The sequence below is a fragment of the Marinobacter sp. genome (genome assembly GCF_965229985.1).
In the GTDB taxonomy this organism is placed as follows: Bacteria; Pseudomonadota; Gammaproteobacteria; order Pseudomonadales; family Oleiphilaceae; genus Marinobacter.
The window spans coordinates 1797767-1817623 of record NZ_OZ245935.1 but is presented as its reverse complement, the minus strand read 5'-3'; the positions used below and the strand labels follow the sequence as shown (position 1 = coordinate 1817623).

The window sequence follows — 19857 nt, the reverse complement described above, 5'->3', positions numbered from 1 at the left end:
GTTTGCTAACAGCAATACGTCTTCTTTGTGGGGGATGGTTCAATTTCCCCCCGAAAACTGTTTAGACGATCCCTTTGCTGAAATTGTTACAAACCAGATTCTTTCGCTAAAGCTACCGCCCTGGGCGCGCCCAGGGCAAGAACAACGGCACCCGATGAACAGGCAAGCATTGAAACTGCGATGCTCAGGAGTGTCTGGTCACCCGAGACCGAAGAGAGGGTGGTGACGGCCCCGGCAATAGTGAACTGCGATGCGCCCAGCAGAGCGGCCGCGGTGCCACTTAAGTTGGGGAAGAACTCCATGGCGTTGGCCATGTTGTTGGGCACGATGCCGCCCTGGCAGCCGATGGCAACGATGATACAGCCTGCCACCATCCAGAGGGGGCCCTGGAACTGCACGCTGGCAACCAGAGCGACAAGCGCCAGGCATTGTGCAATAACCTGGGCGCGCACCAGCTGCACCGAGGAAAATCGCCTCAGCAGCGGACGGTTAATCAGGTTCAGTGCAGCCATGAACGCAATGTTGGCGGCGAACAGAATGGCAAACGTGCTGTTTGAGAGGCCGTACCATTCCTGATAGATAAAAGAGGAATGGGTGATGAATAACAGCATGGTGCTGAAACACAGAACCTGAATGCCGATAAAGCGCATGGTGGTTTTGTGCCTGAGCACCAGCAGGTAATTGGTCACCAGGGAGCGAATAGGCGTGGTTGTCGGTGTGCGGGGTTGAAGCCTCGGGAAAAGCGCCACCTGCAGGGTCAGCACAAGAAACCCGGCATAGCCGGCCAGCATCAGGAATATCCAATGCCACTCACCCAGTGCAAGCATCAGTGAACCCAGCGACGGCGCCGCAGCGGGTGCTATGAACATGATCAGGCCAATGAGTCCGAACAGCCGGGCAGCGTCTTGTCCACTGACTTCGTCGCGAACAATCGCAGGCACCGAAACCGCGCAGAAGGCGCCACCAATACCCTGCGCTATCCGCCAGAACACCATGTCGGACAGGCTATCGGCCAGCGATACCATGACTGCGCCTGCCATAAAGATCAGTAGCCCCCCGAAAAGCACCGGTTTGCGCCCGTATCGGTCAGACAGGGGACCGCCTACCAGTTGGGCGAGGCCCAGTGTGGTGACATAGGCGCTGAGCGTAAGCCCCACGTGCCCGTGATCAACGCCCAGGCCGTCGGCGATCTCCGGGAAAGCGGGCAGGTAGGCATCAAGCGCCAATGGCCCGAGTGCCACGGTCATGCCCAGCAGTATGGCCAGGTGAAGATGCGACAAGAGTGATCTCCTTGAAAGATAGAATCCTAACAATACGGTGGCATATTTCATCAGACCATGCGTATTTTCAGAAATCCCCCGTGCATGATCCATTCACTTCCTGTAGCCTGCGCGGCTTTTTCTTCCGGAGGCAGACCTTATGACCGCTCAATCCCAATCTCTCCCGCGAGCCCGAAGAGGGCCGCTTACAGACAGCGATCCCGTTGTTCTCGTGCTCACGATCGGCTTCATACTTCTGTTCGTGGGAGCGTCTATCGTCGACAGCGGATACGTGGCGGACCTGATCGGAGCCGGGTTTGCGTGGACTGCAACCTATCTGGGCTCTTTTTTCCAGGTGCTGCTGCTACTCACGTTTTTTATCGCTATGGGAACAGCCCTGAGCCGGGCCGGCGCTGCCCGAATCGGCGGACTGGATCGGCCGGAGATTGGTCGGTTTCGCTGGTTGTCGATGATCATGTGCACCCTGCTGGCCGGGGGCGGAGTGTTTTTTGCTGCCGGGGAACCGGTTTACCACTTCGTTGTCACACCGCCGGCCTTTGATACCGAAGCTGGCTCAGCCTCGGCGGTTGCTCCTGCAATGGCCCAGTCGTTCACGCACTGGGGATTTCTGGCCTGGGCTGTGCTCGGCTCCCTCACGGCTCTGGTGCTGACGCGGGCCCACTACGGACAGGGCAAACCTTTGCAACCAAGAACGCTGTTGTACCCGGTATTCGGTGAGAAAGTCATCCAGGGGCGCGTCGGTGGTGTCATCGATGCCTTCTGTGTGATTGCCGTGGTGGCCGGAACCGTCGGCCCCATCGGTTTTCTGGCCACCCAGATGAGTTTTGGGTTGCATGAGCTGTTTGGCGTATCGGACGGATATGGCACCCAGTTGACCGTGCTGGTGGTGCTGGCCGGCGTCTACATGACCTCGGCCATGACCGGTCTGCACAAGGGCATTCAGTTGCTGAGCCGTTTCAACGTGATTCTGGCACTGGTCATTGCCGGGGTAATCTTTGTCTTCGGCCCCACGCTCTTCCTGGCCAATACCTACACCCAGTCGATGGGCGAATACGTCACCTCGTTCTTTGCCATGGCAACCATGACCGCTGAAACCGCCCCGGCCTGGTGGATGAAATGGTGGACGGTGTTCTTCTTTGCCTGGTTCATTGGCTACACGCCGTTGATGGCGGTCTTCGTCGCCAGAATCTCCCGGGGCCGGACGGTCCGGGAAATGGTTCTGGCCGTGGCTGTTCTGGCGCCCATCGCGACCACCATCTGGTTCACACTGCTCGGTGGTTCCGGCATTTACCACCAGCTTGCCGGCACCTTCGACCTGACCGAAGCACTGAACAACTTCCGCTTTGATGTGGCCACACTGACCGTGGCGCAGGCCTTGCCCGGCGGCACCTGGATGGCGGCTGCGATTCTGCTGCTGACAACCATTTTCGTGGCCACCACCGGCGACTCCATGAGCTATTCCATTGCCATGGTCGGGGCTGGCCATGACGAACCCAACCCGTGGATCCGTGTGTTCTGGGGTGGTGCCATGGCATTGATGGCGGCCATTCTTCTGTATATGGGCGCCGGCCAGATTGGTGTGCTCCAGCAGTTTATCGTGCTGACAGCGATTCCGGTTTCACTGATTATCCTCCCGTCGCTCTGGACCGGGCCGAAAGCGGCCATGGCGATGGCACGGGAGCAGGGGCTGGTCTAGGCTTTTATACAGCCGAGCGAATACAGGGAGGTGTTCGCAGGCTGACTTCTCTGATTGAAAGCTCCGGGAGGGCTGATGCTGGAATCGTTTGAAGCCGGTTTCACGGCGTGGTTGTGGCCGGGGTTTTCGGCGATTCTCGCGGTTGCGATAACTTACATCGTTTACCGTCTGGCCCTCGCCGTGTTCCGGCATTTTTCAGAATCCAGAACGGTCATCCGGCTGTTTCTGGATGCCGCTGCCCGGGCTCTTGGTGTGGTCTTTTGCCTGCTTGCTCTGGCAGGTTCTCTGGAAACCGCCCCACCGGATCTGCCTTTGATGGCGGCGATCCAGCAGGTTACAACCCTCTTGCTCGTGCTGGCCATTACATGGGCGGCCGTTCGATTGACTTCGGCCATTGGTGAGGTCATTGTCGCGCTCAATCCGGTGCTGGAAGGGCAGTGGAAGCGGGCGCGCAAGGTTGAAACCCAGACCCGTTTTCTCGTCCGCGCGCTGAATATCCTCATTGTTATTATCGGCCTGGGCGCCGCCCTGATGACCTTCGAGTCCGTTCAGCATATGGGCGCGAGCCTGCTGGCCTCTGCTGGTGTCGGCGGCCTGATTCTTGGCTTCGCGGCCCGCCCCGTCCTGAGCAACCTTCTGGCGGGCATGCAGATTGCCCTGACCCAGCCCTTCCGTATAGACGATGTCCTGCACGTGCAGGGCGAGTGGTGCTGGGTGGAGGAAGTGACGGCGACCTACGTGGTCCTGCGGGTCTGGGATCTGCGTCGCCTCGTTGTTCCGCTGCAATGGTTTATCGAGAATCCGTTCCAGAACTGGTCGAGAAATACCTCAGAGTTGCTGGGAGCAGTTTTTATCTGGGTGGACTACACCATGCCGGTTGAACCACTCAGGCAGGAGTTTACCCGGTTGCTGAATGACTCCGGGCTCTGGGACGGTGAGTTTTCATCAGTACAGGTCACCGATTCCAGTGACCAGGCGATCCAGGTGCGTTTCTTGATGAGCGCTGCGGACTCCAGCAAGAACTGGGACCTCAGATGTGCGATCCGGGAGGGCATGGTAACCTTCATCCAGGAACACTACCCGGCCCAGCTCCCGAGGCTCCGGGCCCGGGTGGTTGAAAACTGAGTATTTTCGAGGACCCTTCATGTCTGCCCAAACCATATGGATAACCGGCGCCTCCTCTGGCATCGGCGAAGCGCTTGCCTTGCAGTTTGCACAGAATGGCGATCGTCTGGTTCTTTCCGCTCGCCGGGAAGATGAGTTGGAGCGTGTTGCTGAACGTTGCCGGGCTGCCACTGGATTGGCGAGCGACCAGGTTCTCGTGCTCCCGCTGGATGTGACCGACTGGGATTCCCTGCCTGGCAAGGTTCAGACGGTACTGGACAGGTTTGGCACCATCGATTTGCTGGTGAACAACGCCGGTGTGTCACAGCGTTCCCTGTGCAAGGACACCGAGATGTCCGTTTACCAAAAGCTCATGGATGTGGACGTGATGGGCCAGATTGCCCTGACCAAAGCCGTGCTGCCCCATATGCTGGAACGTGGCTCCGGCCACCTTGCTGTGACCTCCAGCGTTGCCGGCAAGGTCGGCGCTCCCATGCGCACAGGGTACTGCGCCGCGAAGCATGCGGTTATGGGGTTCTTTGATGCATTACGCGCCGAGGTGGAAGGCCAGGGGATAAGCGTGTCGACAATCACGCCCGGCTTCATTCGCACCGACATTTCCCGCAATGCCCTCGCCGGCGATGGCTCAGCCTACGGCAAGGAAGATGAAGATATTGCTGGCGGTATGGACGTTACCGAGTGCGCCGAGGTGGTGTTCAAGGGCCTCAAGGCCAAGAAGCGCGAAATCCCGGTGGGGAAGGGCAAGGAAATGGCCGCCCTCTGGATCAAGCGAATTTCGCCAGAGGCCCTGTTCCGTATGGCGAGGGCTCGATCCTAGGGTTCAGCCGATCAAAGCCGGGGGCTGATCAGAACTTGTAGTTCAGCCCCACCGCAAACAGGTACGACGATTCATCGTAGAAGGTCAGGTTGGATTGGGTGTCGCCATAGCCGGCAAACGAAATGAACGACCAATCCTTCCAGCCCATGAACTTCGGGTACTCGTAGGCTGCAAACAGGCTTAGCTCATCATCCGAGCGCTTTTTGCTGAATAGTGTGCTGGCGCTGTCGTAGTCCCGCTGTGTGAAACCTGCGGTCAGTACCAGGCTGTGCCTGCCCAGAATATTGAACCAGCTGACTTCGGCGCCATAGGCGTCGAAGCTGCTGGCACTGCCATCGGCGTCATGTTGAATGTAAAGGACAGAGGGTGAGACAAAGCTGGTCCGCGAGAGAGTGAAGCGGTAACTGCCCTTGGCGTAGTAACTTTCGGCATCGTGGGCCAGATCGGTTCCTGCGGTCAGATCGTCCTCGACATCCGTCGTCGCAAAGGCAAGGTCCAGACTAAAGTTAGAGCCGGAAATGCTGTTCAACTGCAGGCGATAGGCGTTGCCCGAGATGTCGGTCTCTTGTCTTGGCGTATTCAGCTCATATGGGTTCTGCCAGGTTTCTCCCGAAATCACCGTGGGCAAAAAGGAAACATCCACCACGGTGCCCGAGCTGAGACTGTATTTATACCCGAGTTGCACGGCCAGGGTGCCGACCGCAATATCTTCCCTGGTGGTACCAAAGTAAATCTGCTGATTCAGTCCATCGCCGAAGGTATAAGCAACGTTGCCAAGGGGCGCGATCAGGCCCTCTGACTCACTGTCTGCCTTGTTCTCCAGGGAACTGATGGTTGCATCGCCATCGACGTTAAAGTTGGAGGTTGAAGAGACAATTACCGCATTCAGTGAGACTTCACCACTGAATCCCGGCCGGGCAGGTGCCGGCTGTGCAAAGCTCGGGATTGCGATGAACAGAGCCAGGAGAGCAAGGTACTTTTTCATTCGGAAGCTCCGATCATTCTGAATTGGACGCGGTTTCGTTGGGGGTACCCATCGATGATGCTGTACTTACGTGTAAACAGTGTCTCGCGGTTCAGCCAGACGATTATAATGGCCACCACTACGAAGATGCAGGTGTCATAAGGTACGGCGTCGGATTGCGTGCTTTGATCAGCAGAAAGCATTGGCGGTTGTCCTTGTCGTGGTGTGGCCGAGGAGCGAGCCCACTGCATAATGATAATAGGCAGGTAGTGAGAGGCGAAGATAGTGCCGCTGATTAAACACCCCTTAGCAGCGTTTCCACTGGTTTACCTGGGATGGGCCTATCTCTTCTGGATACCGGTGCTGCTCTCGGATTCCTCGGTTTGGGCATTTCCAAACCTGATCTGGTTCTTGATCGGCGGGGCCAGCCCTGTCGTTGCCGGTCTTGGCCTGGCGGCTGCGAACGGTGGAAAAGAACAGTTGGGAGACTTGTGGCGGCGCCTGACGGACTGGCGTCGTATCCCCGGCCGCTGGTGGCTCATCATCCTGTTCTTCTGGCTGGCGTACGATCTTGCCATGGCCGGTCTGGCGGTGCTTCTGGGCGTTACTGGCGAGCCCCTTGATACCAACTGGCAGTTGTTTGTTAATCCCGGGCCCTTGCTGTTTTTGTTGGTTCTTTCCTTTGTGTTTCCGGCAGTGGAAGAGGTGGGGTTACGCGGTTTTTACCTGGAGGCCCTGCAACAGCGTTTCAGTCCGGTCGTGGCTGGCCTGGTGAACGGCGCGGTCTGGGCGCTCTGGCACGCACCCTTCGTCTTTTTCCCTGGGTATTACGCCAACACCACGTTTCACCCCGAGCTTTACTGGTGGATGCCGATGATCATCTGCCATACGCTGTTGATTGTGCTCGTTTATAACCGCACCGGTCGAAGCATTCTGGCAGTCCTGATTTTCCATGCCATGATGAACTTTACTGGCGAATGGTTGCGAATCTCCCCGGAAATGTACCCCTTCATGCTGTTCGGCAACTTGGCCCTTGCAGCGTTGCTGATAATGTTTTGGAAAAGCGGCCGCCAGTCTCCGCCAAATCCGTGTTAGTCTCCGGCAAATACCCAAAAGCAAACGACTGGAGTGGCGTACCTGACATGAGCGGTGAAGACCTCAATCAAGTAATGGAAATGGATGGTGAAGAGCGGTACGACTACTTCCTGAGCCAGGTGGCCGAAGAGCGGGAAATCTGGATTCTGGTTAATGGCGAGAGCCGGTTCCTTAAGATCGCCTCGGACGACGGCGATGTGGAATACCTGCCGGTGTGGCCAACTTCGGTGTTTGCCTCCGAGTACGCCAAAGGCGGGGAGGAGCTGACTCCCCGCAGTATTTCACTGCCGGACTTCTTCCGGAAATGGGTCCCCGGCTTAACGAAGGATGGCCTCGATGTGGGTGTGTTTCCCGGCCCTGATAAAACGGTATGGATCACCGAACCTGCAGAGCTCAAGCAGGATCTTCAGGACGTGATGTCCGATTTCTGAAGACGGCTTTTATCGTCTGGCCGGAGCAGAGGCGCTTCCGGCCAGTATGCCCCCGTCGATGTTCAGCTCAATGCCGGTTACGTAGTTTGATTCGTCAGAGGCGAGGTACAGGGCCGCATAGGCAACATCCTCGGGCGTTCCCATCCTTCCAACTGGAACGCCAGCTTCTACCTCGGCAATCGCAGCTTCTCTTGCTTCTCCCTCTCCAAGCATCGCTTCCCACATGGGGCTCATGATGGCGCCGGGGTGGATGGAATTACACCGGATCGGATAGCCTTTTTCGGCGCAGTACAACGCGACTGACTTGGTATGATTCCGAACGCCGGCCTTGCTGGACGCGTAGGCCGCCGCCCCGGGAATACCGACAATCCCGGATCTTGAGGAAATGTTGACGATGCTGGCGGACCTGGAGGACTTCATCAATCTGATTCCATATTTACAGCCCAGGGCAACGCCATTCAGGTTTGTGGCATGGACTGTCTGCCAGGAAGACAGGTCGAGGTTTTCCGGATCGTGAGGCCCCGTACTTTCCAGGAAACCGGTAATCCCGGCATTGTTCACCAGAATGTCCAGCCCCCCGAACTGATCTTCAATAGACTTCGCGCAGCTTAGCCACTGGGACTCATCGCTGACGTCCAGGTGAAGATAGTGCATGTCCAGTTTTGAGCCATCAACCAGTGCCTGGCCCTGTTGGTCATCGATATCCGATACGATGACCGTTGCTCCCTGCTCAGCGAACTTAATAGCGATTGCCTCACCAATACCGCGGGCCGCGCCGGTGATCAAAGCGGTCTTGCCATCGAGTCTTTTCATCCTGAACCCCAGCTTGATTTCTTTTCGTCTGCCCAGATCATCTATTCCAGTATACAACCTGAAGGTAATTAATCATGACTGACATCCGACACCTGGTCTGTCCCCACTGTCACAAGGTTAATCGCGTACCCGTGGATAAACTGTCAGCGGGCGGCAATTGCGGTGCCTGCAAACAGCCGTTGTGGCCGGATCGGGTTCTGGAGCTCACGGACCAGAGCTTTGCTGCTCATACCGGACGCAGTGATCTGCCGGTGCTGGTGGACTTCTGGGCAAGCTGGTGTGGCCCCTGCAAAATGATGGCGCCCCAGTTTGAGCAGGCCGCGAAAGACTGGCGGGGCAAGGTACGCTTTGCCAAGCTCAATACCGAACAGGCCCAGGGGCCGGCCAGCCAGTTTGGCATCCGCAGTATCCCCACTATGATCCTGTTCCAGAATGGCCGGGAAGTGGCCCGCCAGAGCGGCGCCATGAATCAGGCGCAGATCAGCCAATGGCTGCAATCCAAGGGTATTCGCTAGCCTGATAAGGCCATTTATTCGCTGGCCGGTCATTAAAACGCCACAATTGCTGAGGCCCTGCCATTGCAGGGCTGAAGGCACCTATCCGAGCTGTTCCCACAAAGTTATCCACAGTTTTTGTGGGTAAAGCTGACTTTGCAGCGACATCGACTTTCTGATGGCGTGTGGCCAGAATTCGAGCCAAACTGTCTGTAACTAGCAAGGCATAGTCGGGCAAGCGACGGCCTTACCCGATTGATCACTCCAACGAGGACCGAATGAGAGCAGTCCTGTTTATCATCATGGCGTTCTGGCTCCTCCCAGCTTCTTCCCAAACGCTCAAGATTATGGGTTCGGACGAGAGCTTTCTGCCGTTTTATTACGGCAATAATCTCAACGAGGGCATTCTGGTCGAGGTGATCAATGAATTCACTATACAGACCGGTATCGAAGCCGATTTCCTCCCGATGGCGCGCAAACGCCAGGCCTGGGCCCTGGAACGAGGACTAGCCAACGCGGTTTTCGCCAACCCGTTATGGATGCCTTTGCCGGAACGAATGCACGCCGTAGGGCCGCTGTTGACCTGGCGTGACCGTGTGTTCGCGCAACCTGGCCGGCAACCGGACTCCTTCGATGACCTCAAGGGAGGTATCTGTCTTCGCAGATGGTTTGTCTACAGTGATCGACTTGAGGCGCGGATCGGGAGCCATCTGGTGCGCCATGACGGCTACAATGCCCAGCAGATGCTGCAAATGTTTCTGCACAAACGGTGCGATTACATCGTCATGAACGAGACGGAGTTCCGGTTTCTTGCACAGCTGGGGAGCGTCGATCCGGAGCTTTACAGCACGGAACTGATAGACGCCGAGTGGCCGGTCTATCTTGGGATACTTGAAAACGAGACTGCTCTAATTGAAGCGGCGGAAGCTTTTTTCTCTACCTACACGATTAACGTGGAGGCCCTGCTACCCAAACTGCCGCGGCCAGACCTTTAATGGTGAAAGGTCTGGCTGCTGCGGGTCCGGCACATCAGTGAAGAGAGTGGCGTTTTTATCGTTCGTGCTCAGGCTGGAGCAAATGTGACCTCATGTTCACCATAGTCGACTTTCTCATAGCCTTAACCTTCATCTGCGTTGTCATGGCGTTGGTCATCTGGTCGCGGCTCAAACCAGATGCAAAGCCCGACAAACAAGAATCTGAACTACGTGCTCAGCGGGCTGCCGCATTTTTTGCACAGGCCGGCCATCTGGCAAGCTCAGCAGTAAACGTCGTTATTGGTGTATTGCTTGGGGTGGCAATTAACGGCTTGGTTCAATTGATGTTTACCGGGGCTTGGGCTGCGGTGTTCAACATTGCAGTGTTGTCCGCTGTACTGTTTTTTATCGTGTTCTTGCACGACCGCTTGGGTAAAAAGCTCTTTCCGAGTGGGATACGGCCCGCACGTGAACCAGACAGGGCGCGCAAGGCGCCGCTGCTGCGGCGTCTTAGCCTCCCTGCAGGTCTTGTTCTTGGAGTTTTCATCGCCAGTCTCGGCCTGGGTGACTATCTCTCAGACTGGCTCTTGTGAGTCCCGCCCAATGGCACGAATAGCCGCATAGCATTATCCCAGAACTGGGCGTTCGTTTTGCGACCAGTCAAGCGTCTCAGTTACTAAACAAAAGCGAACATTCGCCGCACCGCCAATTCCTTGCTTTTATGCCCCTTAAACGGGTAAGAAATAGCCCATTAAGAACTTGGCAAACGATCAAAAGGGCTGACGGTTCCAGCCCGACGATCGCCAATGATATGCGTGTAGATTTCGGTCGTTCGAATGTCGCTATGCCCGAGAATTTCCTGAACCGTCCTGAAATCGCTTCCCGATCTCAATAGCTCTGTCGCAAAGGCATGCCGAAAGGTATGAGCCGTCACACGCTTGGTGATTCCCGTGGCCAGAACGGCCTGCCTCAATTGCCGAGAGTACGATGAGTGATGAAGATGGTGGCGGCACACATAACCAGCAATGGGATGAACGCATCTTGTTGCGGATGGGAACAGGAACTGCCAACCAAAGTCTTTCATGGCCGGTCCATACTTTTTGTGGAGTGAGGCCGGCACTGACGTAAGCCCGAATCCGTCGGCCAAGTCGGACTCATGTACAGCCCTGACATGGGCGAATTGCTGCTCCATCTTTTCTCTAAGATTGCTTGGAATCAGTGTGTATCGATCTTTTCGTCCTTTACCGTTGAATACCAGCAAGTTGCGGCTTTTGAGGTCGATGTCTTTCACGCGAAGCGAAAGAGCTTCATTGATTCTCAAACCACATCCATAAAGAAGCGCGGTAATGAGCCAATACTCTGATTCCATGTTTTGAAGAATGGAAGCGACTTCATCGGGACTCAGAACGGTCGGCATGCGCCGAGGCGTTTTCGTCATCTTGTACTGTAAGTTTTCAATCTCCCGTTTCAGCACATGCTTGTAGACAAAAATGATCGCGCATAGCGCCTGATTCTGAGTGCCCGGACTGACTCCCCGATTGACGGCGAGATGATTCAGGAAGCGCTCGATTTCGTGATTACCCATGACTTCTGGGTGCTTTTTGTCATTGAAAAGGATGAACTGACGAACCCAGTAGAGATAGGACTTCTCGGTTCGGTAGCTGTACTGCTTGGTCCTGATCTCTGTGCGGACCGACTGCAAAAACGGTGATTTCGACACGGTCGCCCTCCTTGGCGCAATAACTGTATATCCATACAGCTATAATGGAAAACCTCTCAAAATGCCAAATTTCCTGCGGTTTAATGTGCACGGCCCTGCACACTTTTCACAAAGCACCTCTGTAGGTACCTGTTTTCGAATGGGAAAATTTCGCCCCTCTGGATTAAACTTGCAAAAACGTGCATAAATATCCCGCGTGCACACTTTTCACGGAACCAGAAGCTCAAAAATCCCCTGAGAGAGAAAGGTAATGCTCTGAAAAATCGCGGTTAATCGGGTTGTGAAGCAGTTTTGGACGGGGCGATGGTGTTGCGGTTTAATAAGAATGCAAACTAATAAGCTGTTATGTGTAAATACAGGTTGAGTGGTGAAGCTGACGAAAAGGATTTTCATGGTTTCTGATGGTTTCTGATAGTGCTGGCATCGATGAGTAATCCAACATACAAACAGTTCATCTACAGAGTTGGCGGTGCCAGCTTACTTTTCTTTGTCGTTATTCAGCTTTCGCAAAAGTATGCTCCAGAGTACACGGGCATTGGGGTAGTGAGTGTGTGCGCACTGTGCATCGTTTTTGCTGCATATAGCGAATCAAAGGGCAACAAGAAGTGGCGGGCCAAGAAAAGACAGCGCAGGAAGCGTTAAGGGGGTCCACTATCATTCACATAACCAATCGCTCAAGTTTGTTCCCGGCCTTGCGGCCGTCCACCGGATGCCCTTGTCAGGGCACCGCTTAGCTTGGCGTTATGCCCTTTTAGTGCGAGCCACCTAGTATGGAATTGAGCACTCCGGCAGAAATGCCTTTTACACGGGAAGCGGCGCTCAAGATGTTGAGGTGGGGTGCAGAGCCGGCAACGTCGCCATACTCCCACAAGCAAATTGCGGAGTGGTGTGACAGATTTTGGTGTGAGTATCTCGAAGTTGATGCGGAGCAGGAGATAGAGTCGTTGTTGCCAATCCTCACTGATGTAGAAACACAGTGGGATTTACATTTGGCGAACACCTACTCACCAGAGGAACTCCGAACGAAGAATTTCGAGGAAGAGCAAATGCCAACGGAGTGGTTTCGTGACTGGCTGCAACAACTGGCATAACCAGGCGGTCAACGGGACGCTGCACTTCCCCCACTTCAGTAGACACGCATCGATAACTCCTCAACAGGAGAAGAACGATGCCTGCAATGAACACGGGGAAGAAGACCCAAAGGTACAGCATTGAGTTCAAAGTCAAAGCGGTGGAGTGGAGCTACCAGCCCCACCGAAGTGTAAAAGGGGTGGCCGAGGCGCTGGATATTCACCCCTTCATGCTGTCACGCTGGCGAAAGGAATACCGGGAAGGGAAGTTCGCCATGAAGCGGGTCAAGAAAGCACCAGCGGGCGCCAAAGAGCTATTGAAGGAACGGGATGAGATCAATCGTCTGAAACGCCGGATAGCGGAGCTTCAGGAGGAAAATGACATCCTAAAAAAGTTTCAACGTTTTCAGGCAGAGGAACGACGGAAGCGTTCAGATTCGTCTGGAAACACCGGGGACAGCACGGAGTAAAGTCGCTGTGTCGTCACCTGAACATCTCGCGGTCTGGCTACTACGCCTGGGCAAACCGCAAGCCCGGCCAGAGAGCTGCTGAGAATGCTGATTTGCTCTTGAAGATCCGCAGAGTCTATGACGGCAGTAAGGGCCGTTATGGCAGCCCCAGAGTCTATCAGGCTCTTCGTAAAGAGGGCCTGATTGTGGGTGAGAATCGGGTTGCGAGGGTCATGCGAGAATGGGGAATGAAAGCCCGTGTTGCTCGAGTATATCGCCGAATGAAGAAGCTCAGGGAAGACCTGAAAGCCCTGCCTAATCATCGACTGGAGGCCGACAAACCGGCCGCAGCGAATCTGCAATGGAGCAGCGATGTCACCTACATCAAGCTGGGTAAGAAATACGTGTTTCTGGCGGTGGTGTTGGATCTGTATTCCCGACGCATCATCAGTTGGCGACTAGGTGAGAACCTGAGCGCGGATTTCGCCAGGTCCACGCTCCGGGAGGCCTTCACGAACAGGAAACCAGCCTCAGGCCTGTTGTTCCATACGGATCGTGGTATCGAATATCGCGCCCACAAGACCCAGGCTCTGCTGAATCAGTACCGGGTACGGCACAGCATGAACCGCCCAGGACAGTGCACGGATAATGCCGAGGTGGAGTCCTTCTTCAAGACACTGAAGGGCGAGTTGCTGCACGCCACTAGCTTCGTGACGATGCGGCAATTACGGAAACATATAAGTAACTATATTGAGTGCTTTTATAACTGCCAACGGCTGCATAGTGGCCTTGGTTACCGGACTCCGATAGAGTTCGAAGGAATCAATTAATGGGGCGTGTCCACTTTATTGGGGGAAGTCCACGCTGCACTTCCTGCGCTTCGTTGTCGCCCATTACCACTGGCGTTAGAAATCATAGGAATGTGACTTTGATTGATGAATTGAGCAAAACCATTCGTGCGCAACTTCATGAGAGAGTGAGTAGTCCGCTGCTTGCCACATTCAGTATTGCCTGGCTCGTATGGAACTATAAATTTGTTCTCATATTATTCGCCTCAGTTTCTCTCCAAGAGAAGTTTCAAATGATCGACGCTGTCGCGTTCCCGTCCGGAATCTTAATTCTGCTAAATGGATTGGTCTATCCATTAGCGGCCGCTTTGGTTCTAATTTTCTTATACCCAATTCCTGCCAAATACGTTTACGAATATGCCAAAAAAAGACAAAGAGATCTGAAAGAAATACAGCAAAAAATTGATGACGAAACGCCGCTCACAAAAGAGGAAGCAAGAGCTATAAGAAAAGAGGCTTTAAAGAGAACAATGGACCTCGAGGAAGAGCTGGAAAAGCAAGTTGCTAATGTTGAGCGTCTCAAAGAAATAGTAAGAGAGTTTGAAGAATCGGAAAGTAAGGAATACAACAGAACACAATCTGGCGAATTTTCTGTGAAGAGAAATCCTAGAGCGTCTGACAGTAATCTCAATAGAAGCAATATCTTAGTTACAGCAGAGAAGTATGTTGAAGAGTCGATCAAAAATCACATCATAGAAAAATACTCTGGGGCTGACGCAAAGTTCTTAGTGGATGTGAAAGATAATCAACTGCATGTATCTGTGCTGCCGGGGAGCGTAGAGGGGCAATCGAAAAGTTTCCGGTATGACTACGAGACCCCTGATGACGATAATCTGTCACCCGTAATCAGTGATCTGCAAAAAAGACTAGACCAAGATGTTCGATCATTCATTGGTATGTAATTGATTTCTAACAAGTGGCTGTTGTCGGACGTGCCTACGCTACGCTCCGTCACGCCGCAAAGCCAAGCGTTAGGCATAAAGGAGTTCTGATTTGGATCTTGTTTCTAAAGTTAGGCAAAACTCTTGGCTTTTTCTTCGAAGAGCAATTAAAGAGCTAGTGAGTCACGATGACTCTAGTGACGAAGCGCTAACTAAAGAAACCGCCACTATTGCCACTACATTTATCCAGATATCTTTTGAACTCGCTTTAGTTGCTCACTACCTCAAAAGCGAAGGAATTCATGGGATCGTGAAAGGTTCAGATTCTTCACTTACAGAGGAAGAGCTTTTATTTAAGTTTGAAAGGAATGAATTAAATACAAAGTCGTTCAATACATTGAAAAAGAAAGCCTCTGATGAAAATGTATTCTTATATAAAGATGACGAGCACCTTATTGACGATTTTCAGAAAGTTAGGAACAAGCTAGTTCACCTGAATTATGAGTTTGGTGTAGGTGATTTGTACGACCTTAAATATGACCTTACATACTTTATTGTAAAAATAGCTATACCAGTTCTTTCGGAGGAGTATGTTAGGCCATCTGAAGCCATAGCAATTAATCTAGATCCTAAAAATTTCAAAAAATTAGTAAGTTTTCCGCCCTATGCACATGAAATGCACAGAGTCGCTAAAGACCAATCAAAATTTGTGTATGAGTGTGTACACTGTGGAAACGAATCACTTGCTATAGACTCTGGAAATGAACACTGTTATTCGTGCTGCTCGGACTTTACAGGGGCTGGTTTCATCGACTGCCCTTACTGTAAGAGTCGTGGCGCAATGATCTACGATGCATTAAATATAGAAGCACAGGTAGACTTCACTATTGGAGCGTTGTGCTTGGTGTGTAAGGAGGATGACTTGGTATATCTCTGTAAAACGTGTGGGGCAGAAGTTGCCCTAGAGGCAAGTATTGGTTTTGGAAAGTGTCATTTAGAATATTGTCAGTCGGAAGGCTAATGCCTAACAAAGCGCTGTTGTCGGACTTGTTTTCCGCTGCGCTCCAAACCAGCCGCAAAGCGCGGCGTTAAATGCCTGGCTCCGGCGTTCTTTGGTTTGGTGTTTGGGCGCGGCTTGGCAGTAATTTTCGGGCAGAACACAGCCCTCGGTTTGGCAGCGGTTTTCGCAGTTAATCTGGTGTTCGGGTCGCGGGGTAATCCGGCGTAAACGTCGGACAACTCCCGCTCATTCAGTGCTCTGGTTCCTAGCGCCATGGGTCGCGCTGGTGCAAGGTATCGGGAGTGGGCATTCAGCATTGGGTGCCGTAATAAATTGCCGGGGTAACCGGCATCTAACAAGGCGCATCAATTCGCGGCCGGTGGCCGCCGGACGCCCTTTACATTGCGGCTGCGCCTCCATTCCAAGGGCGCCGTTGTGCGCTGGCGTTAAAAACCAAATGGGAACTTGGGCTAATGTCACCTATTTATAGAGGTCTTGTTACTTTCCTCTTACTGCATTCTATGTCCTCGCTAGCAGAGGATCGCGAGACACCCTCGTGCGAACTGGTCGGATATTTAGCGGAAAATATTATGCAGGCCCGTCAAAATGGCGTGCCTGATGATGAGATGATTGAAATGTCTGAGTCAGTGGCTTTTGCGAAAGTGGTGGTCGCGGATGCTCTTCTAGTTCCCGTGAACAGAATGGTGTCGAACCGGAACGAGGCAGTTAAGGACTTCAAGGAAAAGTGGTTCACGACATGCCTTGGGCTTCGGAAATCGTTTGCTGCCGACCAAGAATCACTTCTATCTCAGTCCAATAATTCTCCTCCACAGCTTTGGTCGCATCACAACTTATTGAATTTAAATGCAAAAAGTTGCTCAGATAGGGGAGTTTCGACTCTTAAATCTCTAAACTTTACCGCTGTTGTTCGTAGTGGCACCTACGTATACGGTAACTATGGGCCCAACAGGGCCGCAGTTAAATGCGTTGACCAGAAGGGAGAGTCTTCGTTTCTCTATCTTGCCGTTGCAGGCCCAGATAAAGAATCCGTAGAGAAATTGCGCAATGAAATTGCACGACTTATGTCACCATCGGGGTAAACGTCAGACATTTTGAACAAGGCTAGGCATGGCGACTGGCAATTTTGGATGTGGTTAATAATGATTAAAATTTTGTCGTTCTCGTTCATTCTCGCCGTGCTTAGCTTTGTGTTGATTTTTGTGGTCCCAAGCTCTGTAACGGAGAGCGGACAAAGGCTTGGACTGTCTCCTTATGCGGAACAAATCGATGAACTCTCTAAAAACATGGATAGAGGCATTTCGCCACACTCTGAGAAATGGCAGGAATACAAGGAGTTGGTCAGAAAAAATAATGAATGGTTTGAAGAGCGTCGAGGGAAAACGGAGGGGGCTCCTTCGCTCGACTACTTTGATGTATTGCAGGAGATGAGCTCCTCCATTTCGGGCCTTTTACTTGTGGTTTGGGTTGGCGGTTTTCTGTTGGCTTTCAGGTTCTTAGATAGCTACCGTTCTCCGCTGGTTTTGGCTTTCCCAGTGATTATGGTTTCATTGAAGTTGATCTCTTTTGAGACTTTTTTTCTGATAGTTGCTTCAGTTCTTTTTCTATACGCGGTTTTTATTCTATGGAAGACACAGCGGGCCTGGGAAGGCGTGTGTACCAGCCACTGGAGGACGACGCTTAAAACACGAGAGGTAGAGTAGAGAAAGATGAAAGAGTTCTCTTCACCGATCGTAGAGGCCATGTGACGACTAACGCGCCATTCGGTCGACGCACCTTAATGTCCGCTTTGCGACCAACTTGAAATTTCACATTGCTACACTACTTCGGGAAATGGCGGCGTCGTGCAGCTTGAAGTATCGCGTTCCGACCCCGAAAAATCCGCATTTGATGTTTAAGGATTTCAAACCAGAACGTGTACTCGCCGGGACTGTCGTTCCTCGTCTGAAACTTTCCGGTTGCCAAACCATATGCTGTCGAAGGCAATGAAATCCCTCCCTGATGCCGCAAAGCGTGCCTTCGAGAGCCTCTGTGCGAACCTGGTACCAGAGGCCGAGCAAGTCCTGGGTTTAACCGGTGACTTGTGACCCCTCAGTCCGTCTTTGCTTAGCGAAAACCGAGGAACGAGAGAATTGCCAGAACGATAACGACTGCACCAACGATATAAACGATATTGTTCATAATTGATGACCTTTTCTAAATTCTTTAATTTTAGTGCGACGCGATCCCTGCGTCGGATGATGCAACTCCCTGTACTGGCTGATCCATTGCCACATCGGGGGTTAGATTGAGGTATCAGCGTTGCCGGGTCTGTACGCTGGCCCACAGAGCGCAGAAAAAATGGTGGTGGGTATGGTTTGGTCGTTGAAGTGCTGCCTGCAAAACAAACCTGCAGGCAGCCAAATCAGAGTTAGGTGGGGGTATATTACTGCTTGCTGATTTGTTCGAAGTCCTTGATTTGCTTGTCCGCTTCGTCCCTGGTGACGCCATAAGCCTGCTGAATCTCGCCCGCCAGCTGTTCACGCCGGCCTGCAATCTCATCGAGGCGGTCATCCGTTAGCTTACCCCATTGCTCTTTCACCTTGCCCTTTAGTTCTTTCCAGTTGCCTTCGATGGTGTCCTTGTTCATTTCAGCTCCTTTGGCCCTCTGGCCAGATAATGGTTTCATGCAACGGCGGCCCATTTCCTGATAGAACCTGTGCCACCAGTAATTCATCCTTCGTTGAAAGCGGGTCGCGGTCTGTGCGTTAACAAACACAGATGTCTTCAAGTGGGATAGCGCACAGAGGCCGGTCTGTTTCTCTGGCACATTGGTTCGCAGGAATGAGCTTTTGAACCCTTATGAGCCTGAGGTAGTCATTTGAATAACGCCGTCTGGTTTGTCGCTATCGGGACTCTGCTGATTCTTATGGGGACGCGCCCGCCAGTGCTTCAGCGTCTGAATCTGACACCGTCCATGGTCTATTTGAGTGTGGGCGTGCTTCTGGGCCCTTCGATTTTCGGTGTATTTCATTTTAACCCGCTGAAACAGGCGCATTTGCTGGAAGTGCTTGCGGAGCTTGCGGTGTTGTTGTCGTTGTTTATTGCCGGCACGAAGATGCCAGTGCCGTTCGGATGGGGAGGATGGCGCGTACCTTTGCGTCTGGCATTCATCTCCATGACCATCAGTGTCGTGCTGACGGCGGCCTTTGGTTACTACCTGCTTGGACTTCCTTTGGGGGCGGCGATTTTGTTAGGAGGCATACTGGCGCCCACTGACCCTGTACTGGCAACGGACGTCCAGGTCCGCCACATGGGGGATACCGATCCCCTGCGGTTTACTCTGACGAGTGAAGCGGGAATGAATGATGGCAGCGCCTTTCCTTTCGTAATGTTGGGGCTGTTGTTACTCGGTTCCCCGGTTAGTGACGAACTGCTTGGAAGATGGGTTCTTAAGGACGTCTTGTGGTCAACGGCGTCGGCCATTGTGGTCGGGCTTGTCACGGGTCGGTTGCTGGCTCAGCTTGTGCGATGGCAGCGATCCCATGAAAGAACGGTCCCGTTGTTGGACGATTTCCTTGGTCTTGGACTAATTGGCCTGACCTATGGCGTGTGCCTTCTGATCGATGCCTGGGGATTTCTGGGTGTGTTTGTCACCGCCATTTCCCTGCGGCAATCCGAAATAACGCTGGCCCGGGATGAAGAATCTAGCCTGCGCCCGGGCGCATCTTCAGCCTCTTCCCAACAGCCGCGCGAAACCACCCCTCATGGCCCCAGCGAGGTATCGGAAGGTTCTTTGAGGTTCAAGGAGCCCCTTGAGCGCTTGTCCGAACTGGTATTGGTGGTCCTGCTGGGTGGCATGTTGTTTACCGACTCCTGGAGCCTCCGGGCTGTAAGCCTGGGGTTATTCCTTTTTCTGGTTGTTCGGCCGGTCAGCGTATTCCTTGGTTTGCTTGGCTCTGGCGCATCTTGGCGGCTGCAGATGTTGGTGGGCTGGTTCGGGGTTCGGGGAATCGGTTCTCTCTACTATCTGATGTTCGCCGTTGTTTTCGGCCTGCCGGAAGAGCTGGCCCTGGAGCTTATCCATATCACGCTGGTGGTCGTTGTACTCTCGATAATCATTCATGGGTTGACCGTCAAACCGATGATGACGCGGTGGTGGGGGCCCTGAAAGTCTCTTTTCATCCTGTGTGTGCTTGCGAA

20 protein-coding genes and 1 pseudogene are annotated in these 19857 nt (G+C 53.2%); 16 read left to right on the top strand and 5 right to left on the bottom strand.

Annotated features, from left to right (window positions below; genetic code table 11):
• Nucleotides 1–86: 86 nt before the first annotated feature.
• Nucleotides 87–1280, bottom strand: coding sequence for a multidrug effflux MFS transporter (locus ACO06L_RS08290; RefSeq protein ID WP_202348334.1), 1194 nt, complete (start codon nucleotides 1278–1280; stop codon nucleotides 87–89).
• A 139-nt stretch (nucleotides 1281–1419) separates the two neighbouring features.
• Here ACO06L_RS08290 and ACO06L_RS08285 point away from each other — a divergent pair, with 139 nt between their 5' ends.
• From ACO06L_RS08285 to ACO06L_RS08275, 3 genes are all read left to right on the top strand, one after another.
• A complete protein-coding gene (locus tag ACO06L_RS08285; RefSeq protein ID WP_202348335.1) occupies nucleotides 1420–2976 on the top strand; it encodes a BCCT family transporter in 1557 nt (518 codons plus the stop codon).
• A 75-nt stretch (nucleotides 2977–3051) separates the two neighbouring features.
• A complete protein-coding gene (locus ACO06L_RS08280) occupies nucleotides 3052–4101 on the top strand; it encodes a mechanosensitive ion channel family protein (RefSeq protein ID WP_202348336.1) in 1050 nt (349 codons plus the stop codon).
• A gap of 19 nt (nucleotides 4102–4120) precedes the next feature.
• Entirely contained in the window at nucleotides 4121–4918 is a 798-nt protein-coding gene (locus ACO06L_RS08275) for an SDR family oxidoreductase (protein WP_202348337.1), read from the top strand.
• A 28-nt stretch (nucleotides 4919–4946) separates the two neighbouring features.
• Here the strand turns inward: ACO06L_RS08275 and ACO06L_RS08270 are convergent, their stop codons facing one another.
• On the bottom strand, nucleotides 4947–5903 hold the full coding sequence (locus ACO06L_RS08270) for a DUF2860 domain-containing protein (protein ID WP_202348338.1): 957 nt from the start codon (nucleotides 5901–5903) through the stop codon (nucleotides 4947–4949).
• A 264-nt stretch (nucleotides 5904–6167) separates the two neighbouring features.
• Between ACO06L_RS08270 and ACO06L_RS08265 the strand changes: the two genes are divergently transcribed.
• Together ACO06L_RS08265 and ACO06L_RS08260 are read left to right on the top strand one after the other, a co-directional pair.
• Nucleotides 6168–6977: a type II CAAX prenyl endopeptidase Rce1 family protein gene (locus ACO06L_RS08265; protein WP_202348339.1), complete on the top strand. Its 810-nt coding sequence runs from the start codon at nucleotides 6168–6170 to the stop codon at nucleotides 6975–6977.
• Nucleotides 6978–7024: 47 nt separating this feature from the next.
• The gene (locus ACO06L_RS08260) at nucleotides 7025–7408 is read left to right on the top strand and encodes a DUF2750 domain-containing protein (protein ID WP_202348340.1); all 384 of its coding nucleotides are present in this window, start codon (nucleotides 7025–7027) and stop codon (nucleotides 7406–7408) included.
• Between the two features lie 9 nt (nucleotides 7409–7417).
• On the opposite strand, the gene ACO06L_RS08255 is transcribed toward ACO06L_RS08260, so the two are convergent.
• On the bottom strand, nucleotides 7418–8221 hold the full coding sequence (locus tag ACO06L_RS08255) for an SDR family NAD(P)-dependent oxidoreductase (protein ID WP_227716096.1): 804 nt from the start codon (nucleotides 8219–8221) through the stop codon (nucleotides 7418–7420).
• A gap of 74 nt (nucleotides 8222–8295) precedes the next feature.
• Between ACO06L_RS08255 and trxC the strand changes: the two genes are divergently transcribed.
• From trxC to ACO06L_RS08240, 3 genes are all read left to right on the top strand, one after another.
• On the top strand, nucleotides 8296–8736 hold the full coding sequence (gene trxC, locus ACO06L_RS08250) for a thioredoxin TrxC (protein ID WP_202348342.1): 441 nt from the start codon (nucleotides 8296–8298) through the stop codon (nucleotides 8734–8736).
• 257 nt (nucleotides 8737–8993) lie between these two features.
• Nucleotides 8994–9710 (top strand): substrate-binding periplasmic protein, encoded by a 717-nt coding sequence (locus ACO06L_RS08245; RefSeq protein ID WP_202348343.1) that lies wholly within the window; start codon nucleotides 8994–8996, stop codon nucleotides 9708–9710.
• Nucleotides 9711–9802: 92 nt separating this feature from the next.
• The gene (locus ACO06L_RS08240; RefSeq protein ID WP_202348344.1) at nucleotides 9803–10282 is read left to right on the top strand and encodes a hypothetical protein; all 480 of its coding nucleotides are present in this window, start codon (nucleotides 9803–9805) and stop codon (nucleotides 10280–10282) included.
• A 158-nt stretch (nucleotides 10283–10440) separates the two neighbouring features.
• Here the strand turns inward: ACO06L_RS08240 and ACO06L_RS08235 are convergent, their stop codons facing one another.
• Nucleotides 10441–11409: an integron integrase gene (locus ACO06L_RS08235; protein ID WP_202348345.1), complete on the bottom strand. Its 969-nt coding sequence runs from the start codon at nucleotides 11407–11409 to the stop codon at nucleotides 10441–10443.
• A gap of 770 nt (nucleotides 11410–12179) precedes the next feature.
• On the opposite strand from ACO06L_RS08235, the gene ACO06L_RS08230 reads away from it, so the two are divergent.
• The 7 genes and pseudogenes from ACO06L_RS08230 to ACO06L_RS08200 all read left to right on the top strand — a co-directional run bounded on the left by ACO06L_RS08230 (nucleotide 12180) and on the right by ACO06L_RS08200 (nucleotide 17378).
• Complete coding sequence (locus tag ACO06L_RS08230; RefSeq protein ID WP_202348346.1) at nucleotides 12180–12500, top strand: hypothetical protein; 321 nt, start codon at nucleotides 12180–12182, stop codon at nucleotides 12498–12500.
• A 77-nt stretch (nucleotides 12501–12577) separates the two neighbouring features.
• The gene (locus ACO06L_RS08225) at nucleotides 12578–12949 is read left to right on the top strand and encodes a transposase (RefSeq protein ID WP_421845538.1); all 372 of its coding nucleotides are present in this window, start codon (nucleotides 12578–12580) and stop codon (nucleotides 12947–12949) included.
• Nucleotides 12934–13758: pseudogene (locus ACO06L_RS08220) on the top strand (IS3 family transposase); the annotation flags it as partial. The gene ACO06L_RS08225 and the pseudogene ACO06L_RS08220, both read left to right, overlap by 16 nt.
• Before the next feature lie 98 nt (nucleotides 13759–13856).
• Entirely contained in the window at nucleotides 13857–14678 is an 822-nt protein-coding gene (locus tag ACO06L_RS08215; RefSeq protein WP_202347800.1) for a hypothetical protein, read from the top strand.
• A 91-nt stretch (nucleotides 14679–14769) separates the two neighbouring features.
• Nucleotides 14770–15678 carry a hypothetical protein gene (locus ACO06L_RS08210; protein ID WP_202347799.1) on the top strand — a complete coding sequence of 303 codons (909 nt, stop codon included), beginning with the start codon at nucleotides 14770–14772 and terminating at the stop codon, nucleotides 15676–15678.
• Between the two features lie 569 nt (nucleotides 15679–16247).
• Nucleotides 16248–16757, top strand: a complete 510-nt coding sequence (locus tag ACO06L_RS08205; RefSeq protein WP_202347798.1) for a hypothetical protein — start codon at nucleotides 16248–16250, stop codon at nucleotides 16755–16757.
• A 60-nt stretch (nucleotides 16758–16817) separates the two neighbouring features.
• Nucleotides 16818–17378: a hypothetical protein gene (locus tag ACO06L_RS08200; RefSeq protein WP_202347797.1), complete on the top strand. Its 561-nt coding sequence runs from the start codon at nucleotides 16818–16820 to the stop codon at nucleotides 17376–17378.
• 722 nt (nucleotides 17379–18100) lie between these two features.
• On the opposite strand, the gene ACO06L_RS08195 is transcribed toward ACO06L_RS08200, so the two are convergent.
• Complete coding sequence (locus tag ACO06L_RS08195; protein WP_202347796.1) at nucleotides 18101–18304, bottom strand: CsbD family protein; 204 nt, start codon at nucleotides 18302–18304, stop codon at nucleotides 18101–18103.
• 231 nt (nucleotides 18305–18535) lie between these two features.
• On the opposite strand from ACO06L_RS08195, the gene ACO06L_RS08190 reads away from it, so the two are divergent.
• The gene (locus tag ACO06L_RS08190; protein ID WP_202347795.1) at nucleotides 18536–19825 is read left to right on the top strand and encodes a cation:proton antiporter; all 1290 of its coding nucleotides are present in this window, start codon (nucleotides 18536–18538) and stop codon (nucleotides 19823–19825) included.
• The last annotated feature ends 32 nt before the right edge of the window (nucleotides 19826–19857 follow it).